This window comes from Enterobacter cloacae complex sp. OE43NF (assembly GCF_023544405.1).
Taxonomy (GTDB): domain Bacteria; phylum Pseudomonadota; class Gammaproteobacteria; order Enterobacterales; family Enterobacteriaceae; genus Enterobacter; species Enterobacter cloacae.
Map to the genome: position 1 here is coordinate 1 of NZ_JAMJFW010000058.1, position 25,349 is coordinate 25,349.

Genomic DNA, 25,349 nt, shown 5'->3' on the forward strand with positions numbered 1-25,349 from the left:
CCGCTGGAGCAGTCAGGCTCCCCAAAAACGAAATTTCCTGAAATCAAAACCGTCAAAACGGCGGTGGTTAAACTGATCAGCGACATCGAGGGCAACCTCGATCAGCGTCTGGCATATCGCGAGGCCGTAGAGGGATTGTGCCAGGAGGCGGCCAACCGGATAACCCAGTGCATGCATTCACGCAGTACAGGGCAGACGCTACGTGATCTCCGCGAGCTGCTGTCGGTGACGCTGGACACCATTATCGTGGTGGAGTTTGAAGGGGAGCAGACCCGTCTCAACTATGGCGGACGTTCAGCAGAAGACGTGATCGCCATGCTGAAAGCGCTGCATCTTGAAGGACGCAAAGCCTGGCTGGAAGTGGAGTAAAAAAAAAGCCCCGTCCGCAGACGGGGCTGATTCAGTACAGGGCATTCAGCGGGATGCCCTCATCCCACAGGCGTTTAAATTCTCGCTGGTACGCCTCCGCCAGCTGCGGCGCGTCCTCGATCAGCAGCACGTTTTCCGCGTTGCGCGAAACGGCGCTGGCCGTGTAGTTAAACGACCCGGTCTGGACGTTTTTGCCGTCGATCACCATAAACTTGTTGTGCATGATGGCGTAACGGCCGTTAAGGTGCACCGGCACGCCCTGGTTTATCAGATACGTCACGGCGGTGTAGCGGTCGCTGTTGGCCTTTTCGTCGGCCACCACGCGCACGGCCACGCCGCGCCGGTTAGCACCTGCGAGCGCCGTCGCGACCGGCTTACTGGTGAAGCTGTAGGCCGCGACGTCAATGCTCTGCCTGGCGTTGTTTATGGCGCCGAGCACAACCTCAAGGGCAGGGCGCCCGTCGGACGGCGAAAAACCCGCCGTCAGGACGGGCGCGGCAGTGGATAAAACAGGCACACAAAGGGCGGCGGCTAGCACCAGAAGGGCGATTTTACGCATAGTTGTTCAGCTCCAGGCTTTTCAGTTCGTCGAGGGTATAAAAGCGAAAGACATCGCGGTGTTTTGCCTCCAGTTGCACATGCTGGTTTTTCACGATCACGCTGGCGATGCTGTCGAAAATAATCTTCAGGGCGCGCTTTTTCGCCTCGTCCGGGGCGACGTAAAACGCGTACCGCCATTTTTTATCGCTGATAGCCAGCAAGTGGCTCGCCATGATGGACTGATAGCGCGCCTTTGTTTTAATACGTCGTTCGGTTTCAACGGCGATCAGCCTGCCGTCCGGCAGGCTGATAAGCCCGTCGGGACGGTGTTTGACGCTGTACTGACTGAGGAACGTTGAACGGTCGCCGTTAATCCACCCTGTCGCGCCGTTCTTCTCCAGCGTAAGGCGCACGAGCTGGTTATCAAGGTGATGGTCGAGTGACCAGCCGGTCAGGCGGTAGGGTTCAAAGCGGGCGGGCATTATGTTGTCGTCCGCCGTGAGGATCACGGCCAGCCCGTCGGCGGTAATGCCCCACAGGGATATTCTGGACGCGCGGGATTCATGCACGTGCTTCTGAATCAGCCCCATTTTCTCCACCTTCTCCAGCAACCGGTAGAGGGGGCGGTCAGATTTAAAATCAAAAAGCAGCTTTATGATTTGAAAATCGCTGTAGGTTTCCTCCTTAAGAAAATTCAGCAGTACGCGAATTTTTTCAGTGCTGCGTGCATAACGTTCCTGATACGACGAAATAAGCATAGAAACTCCTTATTTTATAAATCCAGCAACGAATGTATTTCGTCATTTGGAGCGGGCTGTGATGCCATCAGCCACTCCTCGTCAGGCTGCACCGGCGGAGTGGGGATTGGCGTTGCTGAGGGTTTTTTGGTGGTTGTTGCGCTGACCGGAATAATGTCAGGTGCCGGAACTGCCGGAGCCGTTTTATCAAAATCCAGATCCAGCACCGGTTTAACTTCTGCCACCGTAGCGACTGCGACCGGCGGCAGGGTAAACAGCTCCAGTGGGGCTTTTTTAACCTTGAGCGGTGAGATTAACGACGGAAACGCGAGCGCGTTCTGGCTGAAGATATAGCTGACGAACTTCGGCAGGTTCTGGAGCATATTGCTGTCGATGTAATAGCTTTCCGCCTGGCGAAGCATGCGCTCGTTATCGACTTTTTCTGTCAGCACCGCCGTGGTGGTGACTTTCCGGCTTTCATCATCGACTAAAATCGTGCCCGACATGCGCGCAATCCATTCGGCGGTGTCCGGATCCTGAAGTTTATATACCAGCTTAAACTTGCAGTTTTCCACGACCGCCCCAACCACGGCGTCGCCGTTTAAATCCGCCGGACAGTCGCGCAGGTCGGCAATTGACTGGTGCGCCATTAATATATGGACGCCTTTATCGCGTGCCGCGCCTAACCCTTCGAGCGCCGGTTTGGACAGGTGATATTTAACCTCGTCCTTAAAGATGGCGATGGGGCGGATATTCCCCGCGACGCGGTCGCGCAATTCCGCGAGCTGGAACAGGCGCACTAAAATCATACGCTGCGCGGTAATGATTTTAGAGTTACGCATCGAGCCGATGATGTAGCAGCAGCCGCCTTTGTCGAAAATCTCCTTCAGCGCAAAACCGCCTGGAGCGTTAATGCTGTTGAGCATCGCCAGCTCCTCGGTTTTACCGTGAAAGGCTTTAATTGTTTCCCCAATGCCCTGGACATAATCGCCGTTATAAATATCCCGGATGGTTGCGCCCGGATTATCCTTCACGAACTGCGCCGCCGTTCTCGCCGCCTTGCGGTCGTCGATACGGTAAAAATCCGCCGCCTCGCCTTTTTCCGCCAGACTGAAACCGGCCACGAATAATTCCTCCAGATGGTCGGCGGTGATACCGTCGATAAGGTTCATCTGGTATTCCTGTTTATTCAGGTCGATAAGCACAAAGGGTTTTCCGGCGTCTGCGCACGCTTTTTTATACAGGTGCGGTGCCCACTCGTCGTTTTTGGGGTCGAGAACAAAAACGCCCTCGTCGGCGAGGATGCTCTGATAAAGCAGAATACCGGTTACGACGCCTTTACCGGCACCAGTGGTGCCGATAATGTCGGCGTGCTGGGTCTGCCATTCTTTTAACGGAATATATTGCGGCTCACCCTCGCGGCTCAGCCCGATAAAAATCCCCTTATTCAGATCGATGTAATCCATCGGATCGTATTCGGTGGTGACGGGTAAAATTTCTTTTACCCGGCGAACGTCGGTTCTGCGGTCGCGCTCCATGCTGGTTTTTTTCACCATGCCGCGTTTGACCTTATCAAATTCAGGCGAGATCAGACGCCGTAAAACCACGTGCAGAATAAAACCGGCGACGGTAAACAGCAGCGCCATTGTCCAGGTAAGCAGCGGCGGGCTGGCGATATCTTCCCGGCCATAAATGCGCTGTAAAAACCAGACGGCCACCGGCGCTATCGAGCCGAAAACAAAACAGATCATGGAAAGCAGAATTAAGATCCTTTGCAGAAACGTCGGCTTTTCCTGACCGCCGTGTTTCGCAGAAAATATAAAAGGCAGCATGACGCCGGACAGCAGCGCTAACGCCAGCTGATGCGCCTGCAAAAAGGCGATAAAGGCCAGGACGGCATTTGCTATCGGCGACAGCAAATGATTCAGTTTGTCGAATATCACGATATTCTCCTTCACTTAAAATCGGTCAGCACTATCGGTCAGTCAGAACGGTCACAGGTTGTGATCGTTCTGACTGACCGATTACATGCTGCAAAAGAAGTGGCCGCTAAGCGGCCATGATCGCAGGAGGTGCACTCCCGCGATCTAACGGCGTGCGGCATTCCGCGCGGGCTGGACGCCCTTACTGCATGTCGCATGGGGGTAATGTCCTGGCTGAACGCCCGGCCAAAACCCCCAAGGTCAAAAGAGGCCACACCGTCGCGCGCTACGCGCGACCACCCCCTAAAAGACGCCTGTTTTAGCCCTTTTCTTCGCCTTGTTCGTTCCTCACAAGACGAATTAAAGGGAAACTAGGCTTTTTAGGGGGTGGTCGCGCCACGCTACCGGCTTTTGGCCGGAGACTTAGGCACGACGGTGTGGGGGGCAAGCCCCCCAAATAAACCGACGCGTGGGCGCGTCTTTTTGCTCGCTGGGGCGGCAAAATTTATTCGGCCCCCCCCGGCTTTTTTCGGCTCACTTGGGGTGAGCGCTCAAAAAGTGGAATCGGCGACGCAAATTAGCAATTTCTTCGAAATTGAATTTACTCGCCTCCTGCCACTTCGCAGACTCAGGCGGCCTGTCGATTAGCAATTTTTTCAAAATTGAATCGCCATGCTCGCCAGTCTTCGAAGCCTGAAAAGCCAGGTCAAAACCGACCCGGTGCCGTTGTTAGTCGGTGGTAATAAGGAAGGATTCAAGAGGTTTTCCGGCGTCAAGTTCTTGCTGAATTACAACCGGCACGCGTCCGACGCCTGACCATGTTTTATGCACGCCGTTTTCAAAATACTGATATTTAGCTTTGCGTTTTGCCGACTTTTTGGCGGGATTTGTACTAACCAGCTCTGTCGGTGAAAAGCCCTCCGATTCAATCAGCGCCAGCAATTCATTGCGCTTTTCTTCCCGCTGTCGGCGTAGCTTTTCCTGCTCGATATGCTCTGCGCGCTTTTCATCAAGTGCCACTGAAATACGTGCGCTCAGCATCTCCAGAAAGGCAAAATCACTTTCACGTAAAAACTTTTTCAGCGCGCGCTCTGAGGTTAATTCGTCCTGGATACGGTTCATAATTTCAGCTCCTTCGGCATAGATACGTTCAATCCTTTCAGCGGATCGCGTGGTGGATATTCAAAACCGAGTTCCCCGGTTTGCACGTTTTTCAGCGTGACGATCATCGAATAGGTGTCGTCGTTTTTCTTCGATTTAAAACCTTTAATAACGTCGGTTTTGCCCTTGCCGATTAACTTCTCGGCCTGTTTTTCCGTCAACTTTTTGCCGCGCACTTCCAGCCATATTTTGAACTGACAGCCCGTACAGGCGCAGGTTTTCGGCGTCATAACCAGCTCAGAACCGCACGACGGACATTTAACCGCGAGGCGGTTAAGCGCCGTTTTAACGGGCTGTTTTTCCGTCGCGCTGATGGCAATATCGGCGCTCTCAACCAGGCGGGAAACTTCCGCGTAAAGACCATCAATAAAGCGCTCGATGGTCATTTCGCCGGTTTCAACCGCCGCCTGTTTTTCAGCCCAAACGGCGGTCATATCCGGCTGCGTCACCGAGTCGGGCAGGGCATCAATTAACGCCAGCCCGGCGGCAGTTGGGATAAATTTGCCCTTTTCCACGGTGATGTAATCGCGGGTTTTCAGCGTCTCAATAATGGCCGCGCGGGTCGCCGGTGTGCCGATGCCGCCGTGTTCATCTTTTTTGTCTTTATCCTTCTCCTTGAGCAGTTTTTTAATGCGCGGATCGGCGACAAAATCGGCCACGCGAACGAGGGCAGCGAGCAGGGTCGCCTCGGTAAACAGCGGCAGCGGTTTAGTTTTTTTCTCCGAAATCACCACCTCGCGGCAGGTTAATGTCGCCCCGGTTTGCAGGCGGCTGATGGCCTCAAACGCGGTGCTGTTTTCGTCCTCCTCGTCGTCTTCTTCCGCGTCGTTCAGGAACGTCGTAAAACCCGCATCCGTGGTTTTACGCGCCGAGACTTTAAACATTTCGTCACCGCATTTAATCTCCGCGATCGACTCGTCATAGCGCTTTTTCGCCACGAACTGCGCGAGATAAAACTGCGCGATGGCGAGATAAACCGCCTTTTCCTTGTCGGTAAGGCGGCTTAAATCCGGCATGTTCGTCGTCGGGATAATAGCGGTGTGGGCGGTGACTTTTTTACTGTCAAACGCCGCACTTTTCTGCGCCGTGTCGGTGGTAAGGCCGTTAAAAATGTCGAGCGTTTTTAAGGCCGCCACCACCTGCGGCGCGTCGTTGAATTGTTCATCGGACAGATAAGAACAGTCGGAGCGGTTATAGGTAATGTATTTACTGTCCTTGAGCTTCTGCGTGATATCGAGCGTCTGCTGCGCGGTCAGTTTGTTCCTGCGGTTCATATACACCTGGAGGCGCAGCAGGTTAAACGGCAGCGGCGCGGCCGTGGTTTTTCCCCGGTCTGTGGCGGCCGCGAGTACGCTGGCCGGTTTTCCGGCCAGAGCCCTCGCGAGTCCTTCCCCCCAGGCCTTATCCGTCAGCCGCTTTTTATCGTCCACCGGCGCGTATTCGGACGTCTGCCAGCGGGCGCTGACAACGTCCGTACCGCTGATAAACTGCCCTGCGAGCTGGTAGTAAAACGCCTCGCTGTGCGCCTGATTGTCGCGCCACCGGCGCACAATCATACCCAGCACCGGCGTCTGGACGCGGCCAACCGAAATCGTGCCCTTATAGCCTTTATCGCGGGCTTTGAGGGTGTAACAGCGGCTCATGCTGAAGCCAAAAATCGCGTCTCCGGCGCTGCGCATCAGGGCTTTCAGGTACATCCCACGAAAATCGCTGTTATCGCGCAGGGAGTTGATGGCTTTTTTCACCGCTGGCGCGGTGTTGTCGTTAATCAGCGCCCGTTTCACCGGCGCGGTGTTTCCGGCGAACTCCAGCACCTCGTCAACCAAGAGCTGCCCCTCGTCGTCCGGGTCGCCGCAGTGGACAACCATTTTGATATCCGGGCGACGAATCAGCTTCACCAGGGTATTAGCCTGCTTTGCCACGCTCGCTTTTGGCTGAAGCTGTACCGGGTACAGCTTCAGCGGCAGGGTGTCGAGCGACCAGGTGGCGTAGGCCGGGTTGATCGTCTCCGGGGGCACCATTTCCAGCACGTGGCCGACGCAGTAGCTCACGATATCGGTCGCCGATTCGGCATAGCCGTCGTGCCGGGTGAAGTTGCCGCCCAGCGCTTTCGCGATATCGCTCGCAACTGCGGGTTTTTCTGCAATCCACAGTCTCATTCTTGAACTCTCCTGATTTCATCCATCGTTTCGAAGTACATCATTCGACTTTCCTGAAAGTCGTTAACGGACAGACTAAAGCCATGATCCGCCGCTACTGTCATGAACGTCTCAGCATCACGGACGCTGAGACTGGTCAGAACATCGTGCAATTCGCACAGGGCGCGATATTGGTAGATTTCGTAATGCAGGCCGCAGCCGCGATGCGCTTCTTTCTCGATGCGAGAAATCAGGCTCGCGGCGCTAACGGAATCACCACGCACATGCGGCCACGGCGGGGCTATAAATCCGGTTTTTGTTGCCATTCGAGTGCATCCTTATCGTCGAGTTTTTCCCATTCCGCAGCCTCGTCGTCGCTAAGCGGAACGGTGTAAAAGAAGACCGGCATACTGAGCACGGAGCGGAAGAACGACTGACGTTCAGCTGGTAATGCCTGGAAGGTCGGCGAGTGCTGCGCGGCGAGCTGGACGAGTTCGGACGTGTTGGCCTGAAAATGATCCTGTTTCTGGCTGATTTCCGACAAAACGAGCAGCACCGTCTGCAAATCACCTGCAGGAAGCTCCTCATCTTTCAGCAGCCCGGAAAAGTTATTAATAGAAACGGTTTGATTAATCACGTGGTGTCTCCTTTACGGCTGCCGTTTTACCAACCGTTCATACGGCCAAATTTCGAGATGATCTTGCCGACAATGGCGCTGTCAGCGGACGGGCAGGCGCTCAGTTTTTTTTGCCGCGCTGCGGCGGTGTGATCGGGTAAAAACGACCCCTTTTTTTTCTTTTTGATGCTCATGAAATTTTTGTACATCGGGTCACACTCGGCGGGACTGCTGCCGTCGAGCTTTCCGGCCAGGCACAGCACCATCGCGCACGGGTCATTCGGGTCGGCATTCTGGCCATCGGCGGCGAACGCCGGAGAAGTAAGGGCGCACAGCAGTGCCGCCGTGATTACGGTGTGTTTCATGATGATTTCCTCTGAAGGGAAGCAGGGCGCTAACGCCCGTTGGTTGTTCAACGCCGGTGACGGTCTGAAGGACTCAGACCGTCGCCGCCGTTATCGGTAGAAGACGATTTCTGAGGTGTCGCAGGTCAGGCAGCCGGAGTGGGGGCGAAACTCCACCACACCCTTGTAGCCGCCCTCGCGTAGCCAGGTTTTGGCCGCAAAGAAGCGCTGGCCGTCCGGGGCATTTACTACCGCGCGCGAGGCGTGCGCAACCGCGTACCACTGTGCGGCCGGGTAAATCCCGCCGGGTTCAAAACGCGCAAGCACCTGCGACCAGTGCCCTTCCGTCACCGGCGAGGCCACGATAAGACGGTTGGGTTCCCATACCGGCCGGGTGGTCGTTACCGGCTGCGCCGGTTGTGACCAGTCAACGGCCGCAGGCTCCGGCGGCGAAGAACAGCCCGCCAGGAGGACGACAAACGCCGTCAGGCCGGTCAGTTTAGGCAGCATCATTGAAACTCTCCTTCATGGCCTGCATGTGCAGGGGTTTAAAATAGACGTCGCTCATGCGGCGCACGTTGCCGTGAACGTCCACGCTCACAATGACGTCGACGCAGTGCAGTACCTTGCGCAGCAGCACGTCAACCGGCATGCCCCGGCACGCCGGATGCTCGTAGCAGCGGTCAATCAGCCCGGAAATACACTCGCGTGGACTGCCAGCGTGCAGGGAAGACATAAACCCTTCGTGCCCGGACTCAATCAGCTTGAGGGCGTCCCACGCCTCGCGGCCGCGCACCTCGGCGAGCAGGGGGCGGTCGGGGTTCATACGGTAAATCGCGCGCACCAGGCGGTCGGAGGTGACGATTGCGCCCTCTCCGGCGTCCGCCGGGTAGAACAGATGAACGTAGTTTTTCTGGCTGTAAAACTTCAGTTCCGGGTTGTCCTCGATGGTGATAAGGCGCAGCGTCTCGGGAATGTAGTGCAGCAGCATCTTCATGTAGGTGGTTTTCCCGGAGCCTGTTTCCCCCACCACAAAGAGCGTTTTGCCGTACTCCACGCACTTTTCCATAAACAGCGGGATATTCCCGGACAGGTATATGCGGCTCAGCTCCCCGTCTTTTGATTCCACCTTTTCTGTACCCTGCACCCGGTCATAAAACCCGGCATCGATATACGACTGATGGGTGCGCTGGAAGTAGTCCGGCTTACGCAGGGTGATCGAGATGGTGTTGCGCTCACAGGCCGGGGGCACCACTATCTGGCAGCGTTCTCCTGTGGGTAGCGTGGCCGAGAGGATAGGCGACGTTTCATCAATGGTGTCGTTGTTCCACACGGCCAGCGCCCTGGCAAAGGACGAGCACTGGCGCAGCGTGACCGGCGAGGCGTGCATTTCCCACGCCCCGTTGATTTTGGTGTGCAGCTCTCCGGGGCGGTTGATGGCAATTTCCGTCAGCCCCTCCCGGCTCAGGTAGTCCCCGAACAGCAGATCGCGCAGGTGTGACAGCGCGACGTTGCCCTCTAACGGGGTATCAGTCAGGTTATCGTCCATCGCTTACCTCATGCGCAGTCTGTAGACGTCTGAAAAATCAATGTCCGCCCCCGTGACCAGGCCAATCACATCGCCCTGGTTGAGGTACATCGTCGGCGGGATGTTGATGCTGTTTTCCAGGAGCGTTTTTGCCATTTCCGCCGTGGCCGCGCGGGTGTTCTCCGTGTAGTCCGTGTTGCGATCCTTGCCCGGCGACGAGCCGGAGGCCGCAGCGGCAAAGTCCTGTACCGTGCCGAGCAGGAGGGTATTACCTATCCGTTCCAGCCAGTGATTGTCTATCCAGCCCGCGACGCCGTTCTCGCCCAACGCCCCCACGGCCTGGCTGTCAACCATCGGAATAACCAGGCGGCCGGGTTCCGGCGTGCGCAGCTCGGTGATGGCGAGGAACAGACGCCCCTGCCCGTTTTTCAGCGTGCCGGTGCGGTACAGGCCGCGCGCCTCAGTGCCTGCCGGGATCAGGTTCACGGCGTTACTGGCGCTGTAAATGTCCTCGCTGATAAGGCAGTTGAAGCGCCCGCCCACGTCCGATACAAAGCGCTGCATCATCGCGCAGGGGATATGCCGGTCGGCCGGAATGTACAAATCCGGATCGAGACCGAGCCGCTTCACGCCGGTAATGCGCGCCAGCCCGTTATCCTGCGGCTGCCCGGCGGGTGTTGCAGAGCCTGGCGCGGGCGCGCTGCCCGCAGGTGATACGTTACTGCTGGCTGTGCTTTTCGGGGCGCTGCTTGCGGTGGTTGTGGTGCTGTCTGCCAGGGCGCTGACCTTATCAAATGTCAGGGGGGGCGGTGATGCCTGCGGCGGTGCAGCGGTATCGCCCGGAGTGGTCTTCTCCTGGCCGGTTGTGTCTGCCAGCTGTCCCAGCGGGTTCAGATCCCGTCCGAGGTTATTGCGCTCGCGGGCGGGGGAGGTGGCGTGCGATTCCGGTTCGTGGCTCGCGCTTTTCCCGCTGCCATCACCCTTCAGTTTCGCCATCAGGTAATCCCCGCCGGTGGCGATAATGACCAGTAACACCAGGCTGATAGCGGCCAGCACGAGCGTGCGGCGGCTGCGGCGTTTCGCGTGCTGCACCACCTGTGGCTGTCCTGGTGACACCGCGCCTGCGGCGGGTTTGTCGCCGTCAATCTCTGCCCGCGCCCGCTCGCGGGCTTCCGCCTCCAGTTCGGCGGCGGTTTTAATGTCTTCCTGTTCGTTCATCATTTGCTCTCCAGTTTCACATCCGGTGAGACGGTGCTGCCGTTCGCCACGGTGACTTTCCCGTAACTGCCGTTTTCAATCCCCACGACCTGGCTGCCATAGCGCAGCACAAAGCGCGGGGAAAGAGAGCGCAGTACCATCACCCGGTAGTTACCCTCGGTGCTGAAGGTCGGGGTGATCACCTGCTCGCTGCCGCCGACGATGACCGTCGGAGACGGGATCAGCTTCTGCGGTGAAAAGCCGAGATAGGTAAACCGCCCGTCGTCATACGCAAAATCCGGGGTGATCGACTCCGAACCTGCCGCCACCCTGCGGGTGTAGTTCCAGTTGCGCGGCGCAGTGGATTTCTTCAGGGCAAACTGAATGCGTTCTTTCTCCTGCGCGGCCTGAAGCTCCTGCTGACGGGCGAGGCGGGCTGCGTCGTTCTGCCTGCGGGTGTCGTCCGGGTAGCTGAAGCGCACCACAAAGGCCAGATTTCCCGCCTCGCGGTCGTTATCGATCACGTTCAGCATCAGGCTGTAGTCGCGCTTTGTGGTGGTCACAAACAGGTTGGTCTGCCAGTCCTGCTGCGTGGGGGTGAAAATCTTCTGGACGGTTTTGCCGTCCGCATCCGTTACCGGCTGCTTCACCGGCGCGGGGCTAATCCCCACGCGGTTACGGTCGGGTGTGATCGTCCAGCCCTGCGGAAAACCAGCGGTGGCGGTGATCACCTCCTCGTCGGCGTCAAAAACCAGCGTCGTGATGTAACCCGCCCGCGTGTTAATCACTGTCGTGTTCTGGCTGTTGTAGGGGATGTTCTGCATGCGGCTGTCATAGGCGCTGCCGCGCGGTGTCGCCGCACCCCATGCTGACGCGGCGGTCAGCAGGAGGGCACACATCAGTACCTTATTCATCGCTTTTCTCCTTAAACCGCTGGTAACTGGTGACGATGAAGCCGAACGGGTTCACCTCGCGCTCGGAGGCCGTCATTTTCTTCTGCGGGAAATAGCGGTAGGTCATGCGCACCGTCCAGTAATCATACGTTTCGGTGTTGTCCTTGACCTTTCGAATGGTGCGCTTGATGCGCAGCATCTCCACCATGCTGGAGCCGGTGCCCTCTGACGGTACGTTGGAGAGGACTTCCACCGTGACCACATAGGCCGCCTGCTGAAACACAGCGTCCGGCGCGTCTGGGCTGTTAAACCAGTCGAGGTATTCCTTGTTGACCTCGTCGCTGTTGAACATCTGCGTCTCTCTGTAGTCCTGCTGAAGGGCGAAATAGTTGTACCCCTCGCGGCGCTTCACGTAGGAAGCAGTCTGCGAGAGATTGAGCACCTCGGAGGTGTCCAGCTTGTCCTCGCCGACGGTGGTGACGCGCTCGATGCGCCCGGTCTGACGGTCGAGCGTGTACAGCTCCACAGTTGTGGTTTTGAGCGGCAGCAGCAGGATAAGGGCGGCAAGGGCGAAGACGAGCAGCAGACCGGCGAGCGCCGCCACGATCCAGCCCGCCTTTTTCATGCGCATATCCCGCTCAAGAATGGCGTTCTCAAACGAGCGCGAGTCGCTCAGGGCTTTGGCGGTAAGTTCAGACATGGGGGGTTAACTCCTGAATAATGGCCGGGGAATTGACCGGCTCCGGGTTGCCCGACACGGGCGGAAGTTGGGTGTTTCGCTGTGCGCAGCCTGCAAGCAGGCACAGCATCAGCAGCGTGATGCCGTATTTCATGGTGTTTTTCCTGTGGTAAAGACGTGACGAAGCCGCAGGACGCCGTTGCGGCGTCCCGCAGTTCAGTCAGACTGGGTTATCTCTGGTAGCGTTCCTGCATCCGCTGAACGGCGGCGCGGCTGCGGCTGCGCGCATCGCCGGTGGCGCGGGAGGCCGTGGAGGCAGACGAGGCCGTTGCGCTGTCGGTACTGTTAAGGTTCTGTGAGGCTTTATCCCCCACCGCACCGGCTGCGGAGGAGGCGGATTGACGGGCTGAACCTATTCCCGACGCGGCAAGTGCCTGCGCGGCACCCTGTGCGGATGCACCGGCAAGCGCCTCGGCCAGCTTATAGGTCAGGACCATCACGGCGGCGGCACCCGCCGTGCCGAGGAAGACCTGAACGGCCAGAGTCAGGTAGTTGGCATCGGATGCTTTTGTGGCGCCCGCCAGGATGTAGTCCAGGTAATCCATTACCACCGTCAGGGCGATGCCGCTGAACAGGGATGTAAGGATGCAGCCCAGAATAATTCTGAGCCAGTTGCTGAACATATCCCGGAACCACGACCACATCAGGCAGTAGATAAAGATCGGGGCGGTCGCCAGCATCAGCAGCATCACCAGTTCGGCTATCAGGTTAATGATGGCCGTGATGCCTACCAGTAACATGACGCCTGCCCAGACCAGAAACTGCGCCAGAGTGCCTTTTAGAGCGACATAGGTTGAATCATCATAAGAGTAAAGCTTCTCCCCAAGTGCTTGAGCCTTTTCCCAGACCGTATCCAGCCGCGCCCAGATCGACGCGTCGCCGCTGAATCCGTCCCGCAGGCCGGTGATGGCATCCGAAACCAGATCGAGATAGCCTCCGGCGTTGGTGACGAAAATCATGATGATGAGCATCCGGCTCACGTCCCACACGATCTCCTCGAAGGGGCGGACAAGCTTGCCTGCCATCGTCTGGTAGGCGCGCCACGTGATGTACAGCGAGAGCACCGCGACGGAGAACAGGTGTGCCATCCCCCCCCCCGTATCGGCGGCCACGCTGGTGAGCACGCTGTCAAACCCCTCCATGATGTGGCTGTTTAATCCGACGAATATTCCACTCATGGTGCGTTCTCCTGTCGCTAATTCAGATCAGCAATAGGCTCTTGCACGCGAGCTTTATCAAGGTCTTTCAGGATTTGCTTATATCCTTCGGCAACATCAGGTTTAGCTTTTTCACGGTGAAGGGCGGAGCGTGCATTTTGGCAATCGGTGGGCACAAAATTATGATTAAAAATGCACTCCCTGTATTTCGCCAGCATGTCGTCATGGTGTGCCATATACCAGTCTACGGAGGTTTTATCCTCGCAGCCGGTAAGCGCGGCCACTGAGGCCAGAACAATAAAGGTCAGTGTCTTCAGTTTCATGGGGTCACCTGTTAGTTAAGGTCTGCGATTGGAGCTGTGCGCATCTGCTCGGCCTGCGCCTTGCGGCGTTGTTCGGCAAGCAGCTGGTTGCGCATCTCACTTTGTTTGACCGACATTTCCCATTGAGTGGTCAGGGCGTTCAGCTGGATACTCCGCGCGGACACTACGTTCGCCAGATCCTGCGATTCTTTACTGTCCTTCGCATTCTCGATGCGACTGGCGAGATTACTAATATCGCTCAGCGTGTCGGAAATTTTTTCCTGGATGTCAGAAGTGTCCTCGACGGCCACCGCCTGATTGAGGAGCATCTGTTTGCAGCTATCCCGGTACGCCTCGCTGGCGTTCTCCGGGCAGTTGTCGAACAGTTTGTATTTGTCATACAGCCTGTTTAATTCCCCAGCATAAGACCCGCCGGAGCCGGTTAACAGATCGTTTAAGGAAATCCCCCTGTTTTTCAGATTTTTAATGTCAGCCGTCAGGTTTTTTGCCTGATTCAGGAATGCCTGGACGTCCCGAATACCGGTGGCCGTTGCCAGCTGTTGTTTATAAGCGTTCATCTGCGACTGATAATGTTGAACCGTCTGCTGCCACTGCTGAAGCTTCTCCGTCCACTGCTGTATTCTGTTGACGTTGGCTACTTCATCAAAAACGGGAATACCGGCCTGAGCCGGGACGTGAAAGAGACACAAGGCGACGGTCAGCGCCGTCAGGGTGGTTTTCAGTTTCATGGTGTTATCCTTTTATGATTAAACGGCACGTCTCAGCATTTCGTCTTTCCAGTCCTCCGGCTTCATACCCTCCTGCCAGATCTCGTCAAAAATTTTCAGGTTGTCCGCACTGGCGCTGAGCAGCTTCGTGTAGCGACCCAGCCCGGAGAGGTCGAGGGTGATTTGTGCGATATACGGGCGCACGTCACCACGCCGCAGCGGGGATTTCATGATCACCATCTGGCGGGCGTAGGGGGCGAGGGTGGTCACGATGTCGTAAACCGCTTTCGGCACCCGCAGCATGTCCACGTAGTCGTACTCCTTCGCCTGCTGGTTCGCCATGAAGATGCGGGTACTACACTGCTCGATAATGGCCGCCGAGATCTCGTGCTTGCACATTTCCTCCGGCGACTGCGTGGCCGGGAAGAAAATGCCGTTGAGCTTTCGAATGACCTTCAGCATGTCGAGGGCGAATTTTGAAAACTCCGGGTCCTGAAGCCATTTCCAGAATTCATCCATGAAAATGACCAGGCGGCGGCCATCGAGGAGGCTGGTCACGCGGTAGAGCAGGTAGAAGGTGAGCGGGCTGCGCACGTCTTTGTCGTCCAGGAACTCCGTGCCGTCGATGCCGAAATTATCAATATTGTCGATATCAAAGGTGTCTACGTCATTATCAAACACCCAGCCAAACTCCCCGCCCTGCGCCCACTGCTGGAGACGGATGCGCAGCCCGTTCATCCGTGCGTCCTTCGTCGGGGCTTCATGCAGCACTTCCAGCATGCGGGTGATGCCGTTGCGACGAAGCTCAGGCGGGTAGTCCAGCATGATGGTGTCCACAGCCTCGCTGAGGCGTTCTTCATCGCGCGGGTCGAGCGGTTTGCCGTCCCTGGTGCAAATCATTCGCATCAGCTTCTTGAGGAAGTTGCGGTTACGTTTCGTTGGAGCGAGCGCAAACGGGTTAAGGCCGGTCTTCTCGCCTGAACGGAAACGGAAGTACGAGCCGCCCTGGAGGCGTATCGACATTTCCGCCGAACGGTCTTTATCAAAGACCACCGAGGTGAAGCGCTTCTTCGTCGCCCCCGGCGCAAATGACTCAGGACGCCGGTATTTCTGCATCAGATGCTGGAACATCATCAGCAGGGTCGATTTCCCCGTCCCGGTACTGCCGAGCAGCATGGTGTTACCCGGCGGCTTCTCGCTGAACTCGTCAACATCGGCCTGGCTGTTGTGCAGATTCACGTACTGACAGCCCCCGGACGGGGTCGGAACAACGGCAATCGCCTCCCCCCAGGCATTCCCGTCCCGCTTGTGCGGGTGAAAGTTGTGAAACGACACCATTTCGGCGTAGTTGAGGCTGCTCACCGGCACCAGACGCGGGCGCAGGTGATACACGCCCGGCAGCTGCGCGAGAGACGCCGCCGACAGTGACTCGCGGGACAGGGTCATGATGAAACCGAGATCCTTCAGAGTATCTGCCAGGGTGTTGGTGTCCCGGATAACCTGCTCGCTGGTTGGGGCGCTGACAATAAGCGTCTGGTGATATTTCCCGAACGAAATAATGCCGGACTGAAGCATGTCGCGGGCGACCTTCAGATCTTCCTGCTGGGAGATCGCATCATCCTCGGCAGACTTCAGGCGTTTCTCGATGGTGCGGATGCAGCCCCGCGCTTCATCCTTACCCATGCAGGTATAGGACTGCGTGAACACGTACCGGCAGCGGGCATAAAGAAGCGAGTCATACAGCCCGGTGATGGTTTCAGTGCTGTAATCCTTGATTTCCAGCCCGCGAAAGTAGCTCTGGCCGTCGGTGTGGCTGACCTGGCCAATGTCGGTGGAAGGGAAAATATCCGTGCCGCCCAGCACGTCATAGAACGGCGTGCGTGTGACCCGGACTTTCTGCCACCTGCCGGTGATCAGAAAGTTGTAAAACGCCAGCTGGGAGGAGAACACGTGCCCGTTCTCCTCATAAGTGCCAAGCGGCCGCGCCGCGTAGCGTGACAGCGCCGTGCCAATCGCTTGCCGGTGCTCCTGCATCACCTGCAGGGCGTTGTCGAGCAGGGTTTTACGTTCGCCCAGGGACTTCTGCTTCATGGTCGCCCGCTCAATGCCGGTGTGCGGATTGAAGCAGACGGTGAAGAAGAGGCGACGCTGGTAGAAAGGTTTGCCCTCGCGGGAGGCGTAAAACAGACGCGCGATTTCATCTGAAAACGGAATCCCGGATTCACATTCAAGCGTGTCGGTAAATTCGTCGCTCACCAGATGGGTATAGAAGGTAACGGGTAGCCCCTCAAAGGAGCGGATAACGTTGTTGAGCTGCATGTCCAGGGTGGCGAGGTAATGTTCATCCTCGCATTCAAAAATGGTACCGCCGATCTCCCAGGTGCTGACAAAGTCACCTTTTTTGTTCTTCACCACCTGCTCGTGCAGGTGGGAAGACCAGGGGAGATAGCGGGACAGCGGGATACTCTCGTTGAGCCGCATATGTTTTATAAACTCCGTAACGTCAATGGCGTCGTACTGGTTTGCGACAAGCGCCTTTGTCCCGAAATGCCGGGTCGCCGCGCGGTTGCCGCGCGTTTTAAACGCCAGCAACTTCAGGTCAAAGAAATGAATGTCCTCTTTTGCCAGCCGTCTCAGCTCGATAAAGGCAGGTATGAGCAGCAGGAGAAGCCAGTAAAAACGTGACCAAACGGCCGCCAGGGTAAGGATGCACAGGGTGAACAGCAGGGGGACAAGCGGGACCCCCCACAGCGCCGCCGGTCGGGTCAGCGCCTTGTTGAGGATGGTCATGCTGCCTCCTTAGGCGGCGAAGTAGGCACCGAACCCGGACGCCCCGGCGAGCAGGACACCCGCCCAGAACACGCGCTGGAGATCGTGCCAGGCCTTGCCGTCAACAAGCATCTTGTAGGCGATAAAGGCCACCGCACAGCTGATAGTGACGACTGACATACCGGTTAGGCCGAGGAAGACCCAGTTAATGGCGTCACTGCCTTTCTGAAATGCCTGGTCAGCGCTGGCCGCCATTGCTGGAACAGCAGACAGGGCGGAAAATGCGGTAATCAGGCGGGTTGCAGCGGTTTTGATAGTACGTAAAGTCATGATCTCTTCCTTAATCAGAAGACACAGCGAGGCCGCCGCGCACGACATGTGGCGGATAAGCAGCGATGCTGGTCGGGGTGGTGTCGGGTGCCGGAATTACGCCGCGTATGACGCTATCCGGGTAAACCGTGTTGTCGGACGGGACGGCAGGCGCTTCCCCGGATGAGGGAGATGCTGTCTGCTGTTCTGCCCGCGTTGAGGGCACAACGTAGCCAATACGCTGTACGTAGCTTGTGTTGCCGAACGCGCTTTCCGGGCGCTGGCCGGTTTCAAAGTTGCCTGAGTAATAGCAGCTCAGGGCGCGCTGTAATGTTCCTCCTCGTTGATAGCAGTCGGTGATGATTTTCGCGGCAACAGTCATGTTGTCACAGGGGTTAAACATGGATTCGGCGCTTACGCCGAACTGCGGGAAGTTGGTGCTGGTTATCTGCATCAGCCCTACTGAATAACGGTGTTTTTTCTGCTTTATGGCCTCCACAATTTTTAGCGCCTCGTCTTTCGACGAAGGCAGATGAGAAATCACGCGGCTCCTGCCGCCCTTTACCGGGACAATTTCAGCGATGGCATATGGATTTAAGCCGGATTCGGTGCGGGTGATGTCGTGGATGGTATCGGGGTGAACGGCGGGAGCACACTGCATTGCGAGCTGAAACAACGCGGCAGTGGTTAACATAGTCAGTCCTTTCTGTAGAGCAGTACCTTACCGGTGGCACAGTCCGGGTTGATAAACAACTGAATGTCGCCCTGGCTGTTAGCCTGGGCAACACCGATTTTTGTAAGCGTCATTGCCAGCCGATCACCCTTCACCGAATACACGTTGTGCGTGTACTCGGTCATGGGGGTGAATACGGCTTCAAGCAGTGAGGCCGGAGCGGGCGTGATGTCAGGCATTACATTTCCTATTTTCCAGCAGTGAGGTGATTGCATCGATACGTCGCAGCCTGTCGGCAATATGTACGGATACATCGGATTTTTTGAGTCCTTGCGCTTTCACAGTCAGGGTAGTGATTTCTGCCCGCAGGGCTGCCCGTTCAATTAGCAATTCTCGGACGTTATCCGGCAGCTCCCTGAGCGACCAGGTGCCATTAATGGCACGCGTGATACGGTCACGGGAGGAGCGTAGCGGCGGCTTGCCGAGAGTTGAATAAGGATTCTGACGCAGCGCCTTACGGCGGACGGTTTGCATGCTCATGGCTGTTTCTCCTGGGTATGAGTAAGCCACCCGCGTGCGGTGCACAGTGGGAGCCAGGGAAGGATTAAACGGGAGGCTTAACGATACAGAGGAGTGAGAGTGTTACCCATTACAGGCGCGGCACGTCATCTCTTTACGCAGTCACAGAAAACACCTCCTTATCCTGACCGGGGAACGCCGCTGCTAGGTTATTAAAGAGCTAATGATTTGATTAATACAATAGCGCTTATAAGTTGGGTATTCAATAAAATTATAACTTACAGTATCGATTTAAGAATGATTCCAATTTTTAGGACTTTTTCAGCAGTGTAAAATGTTGGAGATGTTTGAAAAAATTGAAAAAAAACACTGGCAGGATAAAATCAAGAAAATCTCCAAATTCAGAGTAATAAAAATGCAAGATCTCGATGATGCAAAAGTGATAGAGGTACTGGCGAAGGTATTGACCAAAAAAGGTATTTCCAAGGTAAAGCACAATAGTTACATAAGTAAGGTGCTACAGATCACTACATCAGCGGGCTATAAGAAGTTGAATGGTGCGACCAAGTGGGAGGTTCAGCAACTCATAAAAGTAGTCCAATCCGTTGGCATGGATATGATTGAGTTTTTCCGTATTTATTATGAGGATAATAAAGAAATTCAAGATGCGATCTGGAACGATGGCCGCAGTGAACACTCTTGTAAGGTATGCCTCTATCCAGAAGGTTCGGAAGTAAACACAGAATACTCAGCACTGAAAGTAGCTGACCAATGGAACATTTTCCCGACAAATGATTTAAAAGATGAACTGCTTTATGAATCAAAGCGAAGCATAGAAAGTATTGTCATAAATCCAAAGGTAATTAGCAGCACTAAGTATCGAATTGCACTACTTGATGACGATGCTAATATCACCGAAAGCTTAAAAGAAATCCTTTCGAACGATTATTATCAAGTAGACACTTATGATAACTTGAAAAAACTTACTCAAGCTGTCGCAACAAATCCGTATGACGCATATGTTTTGGACTGGATCATCGGTGATGAAACAAGCTTTAAGTTGGTTAAAGCTATAAGGTCGTCAAAAAATAAAAATGCAATGATAATCGTTCTTACAGGTCAACTATCTGGTATCAAAGATGATGAAATTGTAAAGTCAATTCATGATTATGACATTGTGGGACCATACGAAAAGCCGATTAAATCAGGCATCATCAAATCTAACATTGAAAAATATTTCGCCAGATAGATTATGAGAAATTTACTTGAATATTCCGGTAGCTTGATAAGTAACGATAGATTGATCGTAGCACCTTACGATTATCAGAAGCAAAGCTATGAAAATATTTTACCATTGAACAATGGTCTTATAAAAAACTGGAATATACAAAAATTCTCAAGTAATTACTCTGAAATAGAACACCTAAATGTGATCAATGGCATGGGAGTGACATTAGGTGATTCTATCGTCGGGATTTCTGTGCTGTCAGCAATCAAAAAAAAGAATCCCAAGATTAAAATTAAGATTATTCGACCGGAGACTGCACCGTCATATGTTGAGGAACTGTATGAATTAGCATCCTCGGTCATAGATGAGCTTCATTACATGCCTTTTCATATTCAGAAATTGCCTTGTACTGCATTGAATATTGATGTGGGAAATCAGCTATATTCTCCAGATTTCCATATTATGGAAATGCATGATTATTTTATCCAAGGTCTTGGCGTGAAACTTGATTATGTTAACCATAATGAGTTATCTAATAAATGGTTAGGCAATATTGATCTCGGAGCGCCAGCTTTTGAAAACTACACACTTTTTGCACCTGTTGCTAGCACAAAAATAAGAAGTATACCGTCGAAGTTCTATTATGACATAGTTGATATGCTTTCTAGGCGCGAAGGAAAAAGGGTACTAGGTTTCGTGGATGTGAATCATAAAAATTATATTAACATATCAAAGTATTCACCCCATACAAAAGATTTCATAGCGCTAATTAAGTATGCTAGCAATGTTTATACTTGTGACTCCTCTGCATTGCATATAGCCGCTGGATTTGGTGTACCTACTGAATGCGTGTTTAATACAATACCGCCAGAATTAAGAACAAAGTATTACAGTAATTGTAAGTCGATTTATGTTGGGAATAAAAGATTAGAAAAAATTCAGAGTAGTGAAGATTTCCAACTGGTTAAAATGGTGGAAAATACTCTCAGGGAGTATCTTTATGGTTAAAATAATTTCATTCTTATCCCTAATGCTTTTGTCAATTAGTGCATATAGCAATATTGGGGATATAGTTATAGATGGTTCAATCGCTAATGCTAACAGTGATAAAGGTTATGTGATTACTGAAAAGCAGTTTGATTCGTTCCCACGGGATACCATCGTAACGACAACACCTTGGACGCCAACCGGTAAAAAAGTAAAATTCAAGGGCGTCGACCTAAGTTATGTTTTAAAACTCGCTGGCGCTAATGGAGCAAAGCTAAAATTCCATGCTCTGAATGATTATGAAATCATTGTAGACATGAATGACGTTGAAAAATATAACATTTTATTGGCTACAGAAATGGATGGAAAAAGGCTTCAAATAAGGGATTTTGGACCTTATTTTTTGGTATATCCTTTAGATGAATATTATATTGAGCTTAACACGCCACACTATCTTGCACGGTTCATTTGGCAGATAGACAAAATTACGGTGCTCAAATGAAAAAAAATTTCTTTATCATTTTGGTTGCTCTGCTTTTGTTGATAGCATTCACTGTGTCTAGTGTTGTTAAGTACACCAGTCTTTTATCGGAGAAAACTTTATACACCGTCGCTGGCACCCAAGAAAACTACGGTTTCTCAGTGGCAAAATTCATTATACAGTTGAATGAGCTTTACACGCTAATCAATAGCGATAATACTATTGACGATGTTAGGCTTAAATTCGATATCCTTTATTCTCGTTTGAATGTTATTTATGTAAAGAGTGAGGCGACTGCACCTCTATATAAACAGCAAGGCTATGAAGAAACAATTGATTCGATAAACAAAAAGCTTGAAGACATAGACGGGCTGCTTTCGCATAATCACCCTGATTATAAAAAAATAAGTACAATCATAGCTGATATAAAACCGCTAACTAAAACCGTTACAAATCTTGCTGATATGGCTGAAATAGCACAAAGGAATGACGCTCTTAAAGATTTCAGGAGCAAACGTCAGCAGTTATGGACTCTGCTTTTTATTACAGGTGGGTTGATTTCCTTACTTCTTTTTGTCCTATTTATTTACATAAGTAAAATTAACCGATTGTTACTATCAGAACGGGCTGCTTTTGCCAGTAAAAATGCATTTTTAGGTATGGTAGGCCATGAACTCAGAACATCTTTACAGGCAATAGTGTCTATCATTGATGTCGTAACCAATAATCTGAGTGGAGGGATTAAATCTGGTCAGATAGAACGACTTGAAACTGCTGTTTCGAAAATGGAGCGCCAGTTAAATGATTTGGCTGAATTTGCAAAAATTGACAACGGATCTGTAGAGATAAAAAACACCTATAATAGCTTGCAAGCAATTGTTACTAACGCTGTGCAGGATTGCATTGCTATTTATGAAAAAAAGGATGTCACAGTTAAAATAAAAAACAATAATGATGCAGTGATTTTTACAGATGCTCTACGCCTTAATCAAGTAATTGAAAACTTAACCAGTAACGCTATTAAGTACACTGAGCGCGGGGAAGTTAATGTAGATTACTTTATAGAAAAAGGTAAGGTATTAAATATTGTCATTTCTGATACCGGAAAGGGAATCCCTAAAGACAAACTAAAGTTCATATTTAAACCATTTACACGAGTTGTAGATTCGAAATCCACTGTACCTGGATTTGGGATGGGACTTGCTATTGTTGCAGGGATAATCAGACTATTAAAAGGTACTATTCATATATCTAGTGAAGTAAATGTAGGTACAACTGTTACAGTGAGAATACCTATCAAGTTGGGAGATAGCAGCCTTGCAACAGCTGAGGTATCTGCTTCAGCTCCCGGAGATGTCTTCGGCGTTCTTAGCTTGCTTGTTATTGATGATAATGAAATGGCCTGTTCGTCTCTTTCCAGTCTGCTTACTAATGCTGGATACATTGTCGAGGCTACAACCTCGCCTGAACGAGCCCTGGAAAAGCTTCTGCGTAAACCTTATGACGTTGTCCTGAGTGATTTACAAATGCCAGGCATGACAGGTGATGAGCTGTATGCAACTGTTAGTAGCAGTCAGAATCCTAATCGATCCACGCCTTTCATATTCATCAGCGCATACAGTGATGCACACTCTATCGGACAGGCTCCTTTGTTAACTAAACCTGTCAGGTTAAAAGATATAAACCTTAAAATACATGAGGTTATGTCAAATCAAGGACGAGTCAAAAGTGAGTAGGCATTGTCGTAATATTTGCGATTATAGCTTTGGTGTTCTCGATCGTTGCGAATTTTGAAAATTTGTGGAGTCAAATGGCGCCGAAAGCCCGGCGTAGCCGGTTACCTGGCTATAAACTCTGCCACCCTACCCCCTGCCCTGATTAGCCTTAACCCGCTTACAGCAATGAAGAAGTAAAAGTAATCCCTTTTAACCCCGGTGAGCGGGCTTTACGGCGTTTACGACGTAAAGGGCGTGATTTCCGGGGCCTTAGCGGCGGCAGCTTGCTGCTGACGCTTAGGGGGATGTTCTTCAGTTATTTCAGCGACACCAGGGAACTTAACACGGTAGCTGCAAAGCCATACCCGCTTAAAACAGCTCAGACGCCTCTGTACGCGGTCGGAGTGGTCCCGACAAGGCGACAGCCGCAGTCGGGGCGTATCTCCGCGTTAGCGGGCCGGAGGGCCGCTAACGAGTGTGTACCAGATAACTGACCGCAGCTCCACCCACAGCGATGAAGAAGAGTAGTTACAACACCCATCATTAAAAGCGACACTACTCCCGGCCTTCGGCCGGGGGCGGCGGCGCTTTTCAGTGTTGGGGAGGGGCACCTGGCCGGCAAACCGGGGCCGGTTTTATGATGAATTTTCTTTTGAATGCTGTAACTAATGCAGTTCTTCCGCTGGGGCCCGACGCGAAGCGATGGGAGCTACTTTTATCTGAGCGACGCGGACGCGTGCGGCCGCTGTAAGCGAAGGCCTCATTGAGTTATTCACAGAGCCTGACCTGCTCCCCGTTGATTAGTACACCCCGATGTTAGTAATGTCTTCATAAGCCACATGAGGACATCCCCATGAAAAAGCGTTTTTCCGACGAACAGATCATCAATATCTCCGCGAAGCCGAAGCTGGGGTACCGCATCTATCAACTTAATGGCCTGAGTGTAAAACGCAGACGACGTCGTAAAGGGCTGGCAACAGAACGTCTGCCGCTGCTCCGTCCGGCGGCGCCCAATCTGACCTGGTCGATGGATTTCGTCATGGACGCACTTTCCACCGGTCGCAGGATCAAGTGCCTGACCTGCGTGGATGATTTCACAAAGGAATGCCTGACGGTCACTGTTGCCTTCGGGATTTCAGGCGTGCAGGTCACGCGTATTCTGGACAGCATTGCGCTGTTTCGCGGCTATCCGGCTACGATAAGAACCGATCAGGGCCCGGAGTTTACCTGCCGCGCACTCGATCAGTGGGCTTTTGAGCATGGTGTGGAGCTGCGACTTATCCAGCCCGGCAAGCCAACGCAGAACGGATTTATTGAGAGCTTTAACGGACGATTTCGCGATGAATGCCTGAATGAGCACTGGTTCAGCGATATCGTTCACGCAAGGAAAATCATTAATGACTGGCGGCAGGATTATAACGAGTGTCGTCCACATTCAGCACTGAATTATCAGACGCCATCAGAGTTTGCAGCACGGTGGCGAAATGGAAAATGTGAAGGTAAACAAACCGACCTTACTAACTGACGGTTGTATCTAATCCTGGGGGCAGGTCACGAGCTACAAAAAGAACAAGCAGCAAAACATGAGAAACAACCGGTAGGTGTTGTAGCAGCCACTCAGCCCATCAAATTAGTAAACAATATCGACAAGGTCAGATTTATTCAGACAGACCCTGTAGGCGAGCGTTTTGTCGCACGGTTGTTGGATGTCTATATCGTCGATGCACAAGGTAATGAAGTCTCCAGTCGTGAAACGATTAACTTTGATAGCGTGAGTAAAGTGATGGATGAGCGTACTCGCGAAGCCCGGTTAAAGCTTATTGGCTCTCAGTTCGACAGGAACGCTCAATACACATTAGTTCTTGAGAATGCGGAAATGAGAACCCGTTATAGCCAATACGCGGTAACCATTGATTTGGCATTCCAAGATGATTTTTTCTAAGGCTGGGGTGAAACATGACAACTGATTTTTCACAAGATCATAAAGACGAAAAAAATCAGATGCCTACATCTGAAACAAAAGGCGCCGACTTAGACGCATTGCTCAACCAATATTTTAAAGGCCGTGTCGTTCGAAAAGATCTGACAAAGCAATTGAAAGAAGGCGCTAACGTCCCTGTCTATGTGCTGGAGTATTTACTAGGGATGTATTGTGCGTCCGATGACGACGAAGTTGTAATGCAAGGCCTTGAGAATGTGAAAAAAATCTTGGCTGAGAACTATGTCCGACCTGATGAAGCGGAGAAAGTGAAGTCACTGATCTGAATCGCCACGGGTTTAACAGACACCTCAGAGTC

27 protein-coding genes and 4 pseudogenes are annotated in these 25,349 nt (G+C 52.9%); 8 read left to right on the forward strand and 23 right to left on the reverse strand.

What is annotated here, in order from left to right:
- The coding region (locus M8370_RS20210; protein ID WP_250021639.1) for a hypothetical protein at window positions 1–369 on the forward strand (369 nt) is incomplete at its 5' end.
- 31 nt (window positions 370–400) lie between these two features.
- Here the strand turns inward: M8370_RS20210 and M8370_RS20215 are convergent.
- The 22 genes from M8370_RS20215 to M8370_RS20320 all read right to left on the reverse strand — a co-directional run bounded on the left by M8370_RS20215 (window position 401) and on the right by M8370_RS20320 (window position 18,662).
- The gene (locus M8370_RS20215; RefSeq protein ID WP_117143026.1) at window positions 401–928 is read right to left on the reverse strand and encodes a phospholipase D family nuclease; all 528 of its coding nucleotides are present in this window, start codon (window positions 926–928) and stop codon (window positions 401–403) included.
- Complete coding sequence (mobC, locus tag M8370_RS20220; RefSeq protein WP_032666422.1) at window positions 921–1,667, reverse strand: MobC family replication-relaxation protein; 747 nt, start codon at window positions 1,665–1,667, stop codon at window positions 921–923. The genes M8370_RS20215 and mobC overlap by 8 nt, the downstream gene beginning before the upstream one ends.
- A gap of 14 nt (window positions 1,668–1,681) precedes the next feature.
- On the reverse strand, window positions 1,682–3,589 hold the full coding sequence (locus tag M8370_RS20225) for a type IV secretory system conjugative DNA transfer family protein (RefSeq protein WP_117143027.1): 1,908 nt from the start codon (window positions 3,587–3,589) through the stop codon (window positions 1,682–1,684).
- A 708-nt stretch (window positions 3,590–4,297) separates the two neighbouring features.
- Entirely contained in the window at window positions 4,298–4,690 is a 393-nt protein-coding gene (locus M8370_RS20230; protein ID WP_032666424.1) for an H-NS family histone-like protein, read from the reverse strand.
- Window positions 4,687–6,888, reverse strand: coding sequence for a type IA DNA topoisomerase (locus M8370_RS20235; protein ID WP_032666425.1), 2,202 nt, complete (start codon window positions 6,886–6,888; stop codon window positions 4,687–4,689). The genes M8370_RS20230 and M8370_RS20235 overlap by 4 nt, the downstream gene beginning before the upstream one ends.
- A complete protein-coding gene (locus M8370_RS20240; protein ID WP_250021640.1) occupies window positions 6,885–7,193 on the reverse strand; it encodes a hypothetical protein in 309 nt (102 codons plus the stop codon). Before M8370_RS20240 ends, M8370_RS20235 begins: the two co-directional genes overlap by 4 nt.
- On the reverse strand, window positions 7,169–7,504 hold the full coding sequence (locus M8370_RS20245; protein ID WP_032666427.1) for a hypothetical protein: 336 nt from the start codon (window positions 7,502–7,504) through the stop codon (window positions 7,169–7,171). The genes M8370_RS20240 and M8370_RS20245 overlap by 25 nt, the downstream gene beginning before the upstream one ends.
- A 26-nt stretch (window positions 7,505–7,530) precedes the next feature.
- A complete protein-coding gene (locus M8370_RS20250) occupies window positions 7,531–7,848 on the reverse strand; it encodes a TrbM/KikA/MpfK family conjugal transfer protein (RefSeq protein WP_000683352.1) in 318 nt (105 codons plus the stop codon).
- Between the two features lie 90 nt (window positions 7,849–7,938).
- Window positions 7,939–8,340, reverse strand: a complete 402-nt coding sequence (locus tag M8370_RS20255) for a cag pathogenicity island Cag12 family protein (RefSeq protein WP_050010006.1) — start codon at window positions 8,338–8,340, stop codon at window positions 7,939–7,941.
- Window positions 8,327–9,376 carry a P-type DNA transfer ATPase VirB11 gene (gene virB11, locus M8370_RS20260; protein WP_044598044.1) on the reverse strand — a complete coding sequence of 350 codons (1,050 nt, stop codon included), beginning with the start codon at window positions 9,374–9,376 and terminating at the stop codon, window positions 8,327–8,329. The genes M8370_RS20255 and virB11 overlap by 14 nt, the downstream gene beginning before the upstream one ends.
- A gap of 3 nt (window positions 9,377–9,379) precedes the next feature.
- Window positions 9,380–10,576 carry a VirB10/TraB/TrbI family type IV secretion system protein gene (gene virB10 / locus M8370_RS20265; protein WP_032666428.1) on the reverse strand — a complete coding sequence of 399 codons (1,197 nt, stop codon included), beginning with the start codon at window positions 10,574–10,576 and terminating at the stop codon, window positions 9,380–9,382.
- Window positions 10,573–11,466, reverse strand: coding sequence for a P-type conjugative transfer protein VirB9 (gene virB9 / locus M8370_RS20270; RefSeq protein WP_001045307.1), 894 nt, complete (start codon window positions 11,464–11,466; stop codon window positions 10,573–10,575). The genes virB10 and virB9 overlap by 4 nt, the downstream gene beginning before the upstream one ends.
- Entirely contained in the window at window positions 11,459–12,145 is a 687-nt protein-coding gene (locus M8370_RS20275) for a VirB8 family type IV secretion system protein (RefSeq protein WP_001293055.1), read from the reverse strand. The genes virB9 and M8370_RS20275 overlap by 8 nt, the downstream gene beginning before the upstream one ends.
- Window positions 12,138–12,278 carry a hypothetical protein gene (locus tag M8370_RS20280; protein WP_000873539.1) on the reverse strand — a complete coding sequence of 47 codons (141 nt, stop codon included), beginning with the start codon at window positions 12,276–12,278 and terminating at the stop codon, window positions 12,138–12,140. The genes M8370_RS20275 and M8370_RS20280 overlap by 8 nt, the downstream gene beginning before the upstream one ends.
- A gap of 76 nt (window positions 12,279–12,354) precedes the next feature.
- Entirely contained in the window at window positions 12,355–13,362 is a 1,008-nt protein-coding gene (locus M8370_RS20285; protein WP_117143029.1) for a TrbL/VirB6 family protein, read from the reverse strand.
- Window positions 13,363–13,379: 17 nt separating this feature from the next.
- Window positions 13,380–13,664 carry an EexN family lipoprotein gene (locus M8370_RS20290; protein WP_000769859.1) on the reverse strand — a complete coding sequence of 95 codons (285 nt, stop codon included), beginning with the start codon at window positions 13,662–13,664 and terminating at the stop codon, window positions 13,380–13,382.
- Window positions 13,665–13,675: 11 nt separating this feature from the next.
- Window positions 13,676–14,392, reverse strand: a complete 717-nt coding sequence (locus M8370_RS20295) for a TrbJ/VirB5 family protein (RefSeq protein ID WP_032666430.1) — start codon at window positions 14,390–14,392, stop codon at window positions 13,676–13,678.
- A gap of 18 nt (window positions 14,393–14,410) precedes the next feature.
- The gene (locus tag M8370_RS20300; protein ID WP_250021641.1) at window positions 14,411–17,161 is read right to left on the reverse strand and encodes a VirB4 family type IV secretion/conjugal transfer ATPase; all 2,751 of its coding nucleotides are present in this window, start codon (window positions 17,159–17,161) and stop codon (window positions 14,411–14,413) included.
- A gap of 9 nt (window positions 17,162–17,170) precedes the next feature.
- The gene (locus tag M8370_RS20305) at window positions 17,171–17,470 is read right to left on the reverse strand and encodes a TrbC/VirB2 family protein (protein WP_050010005.1); all 300 of its coding nucleotides are present in this window, start codon (window positions 17,468–17,470) and stop codon (window positions 17,171–17,173) included.
- 10 nt (window positions 17,471–17,480) lie between these two features.
- The gene (locus M8370_RS20310) at window positions 17,481–18,143 is read right to left on the reverse strand and encodes a lytic transglycosylase domain-containing protein (RefSeq protein WP_000958205.1); all 663 of its coding nucleotides are present in this window, start codon (window positions 18,141–18,143) and stop codon (window positions 17,481–17,483) included.
- 2 nt (window positions 18,144–18,145) lie between these two features.
- Complete coding sequence (locus tag M8370_RS20315) at window positions 18,146–18,361, reverse strand: hypothetical protein (RefSeq protein ID WP_001112907.1); 216 nt, start codon at window positions 18,359–18,361, stop codon at window positions 18,146–18,148.
- Entirely contained in the window at window positions 18,354–18,662 is a 309-nt protein-coding gene (locus tag M8370_RS20320; RefSeq protein ID WP_032666431.1) for a hypothetical protein, read from the reverse strand. The genes M8370_RS20315 and M8370_RS20320 overlap by 8 nt, the downstream gene beginning before the upstream one ends.
- Window positions 18,663–18,975: 313 nt before the next feature.
- Between M8370_RS20320 and M8370_RS20325 the strand changes: the two genes are divergently transcribed.
- The 4 genes from M8370_RS20325 to M8370_RS20340 are packed head-to-tail and all read left to right on the forward strand — an operon-like array spanning window position 18,976 to window position 23,073.
- Entirely contained in the window at window positions 18,976–19,890 is a 915-nt protein-coding gene (locus M8370_RS20325) for a helix-turn-helix domain-containing protein (protein ID WP_077950058.1), read from the forward strand.
- 3 nt (window positions 19,891–19,893) lie between these two features.
- A complete protein-coding gene (locus M8370_RS20330) occupies window positions 19,894–20,877 on the forward strand; it encodes a glycosyltransferase family 9 protein (protein WP_250021642.1) in 984 nt (327 codons plus the stop codon).
- Window positions 20,870–21,358, forward strand: a complete 489-nt coding sequence (locus M8370_RS20335) for a putative pterin-binding protein (RefSeq protein ID WP_117143032.1) — start codon at window positions 20,870–20,872, stop codon at window positions 21,356–21,358. The genes M8370_RS20330 and M8370_RS20335 overlap by 8 nt, the downstream gene beginning before the upstream one ends.
- The gene (locus M8370_RS20340) at window positions 21,355–23,073 is read left to right on the forward strand and encodes an ATP-binding response regulator (protein ID WP_117143033.1); all 1,719 of its coding nucleotides are present in this window, start codon (window positions 21,355–21,357) and stop codon (window positions 23,071–23,073) included. The genes M8370_RS20335 and M8370_RS20340 overlap by 4 nt, the downstream gene beginning before the upstream one ends.
- A 348-nt stretch (window positions 23,074–23,421) precedes the next feature.
- Here M8370_RS20340 and M8370_RS23665 read toward each other — a convergent pair.
- Window positions 23,422–23,663, reverse strand: a pseudogene (locus M8370_RS23665) (replication-associated protein RepA4).
- Between the two features lie 302 nt (window positions 23,664–23,965).
- Between M8370_RS23665 and M8370_RS20345 the strand changes: the two are divergent.
- From M8370_RS20345 to M8370_RS20355, 3 pseudogenes are all read left to right on the forward strand, one after another.
- Window positions 23,966–24,577 (forward strand): annotated as a pseudogene (locus tag M8370_RS20345) (IS3 family transposase); the annotation flags it as partial.
- Window positions 24,578–24,607: 30 nt separating this feature from the next.
- A pseudogene (locus M8370_RS20350) lies at window positions 24,608–24,994 on the forward strand (BREX-1 system phosphatase PglZ type A); the annotation flags it as partial.
- A 59-nt stretch (window positions 24,995–25,053) separates the two neighbouring features.
- Window positions 25,054–25,314 (forward strand): annotated as a pseudogene (locus M8370_RS20355) (anti-phage BREX system Lon protease BrxL); the annotation flags it as partial.
- Between the last annotated feature and the right edge of the window lie 35 nt (window positions 25,315–25,349).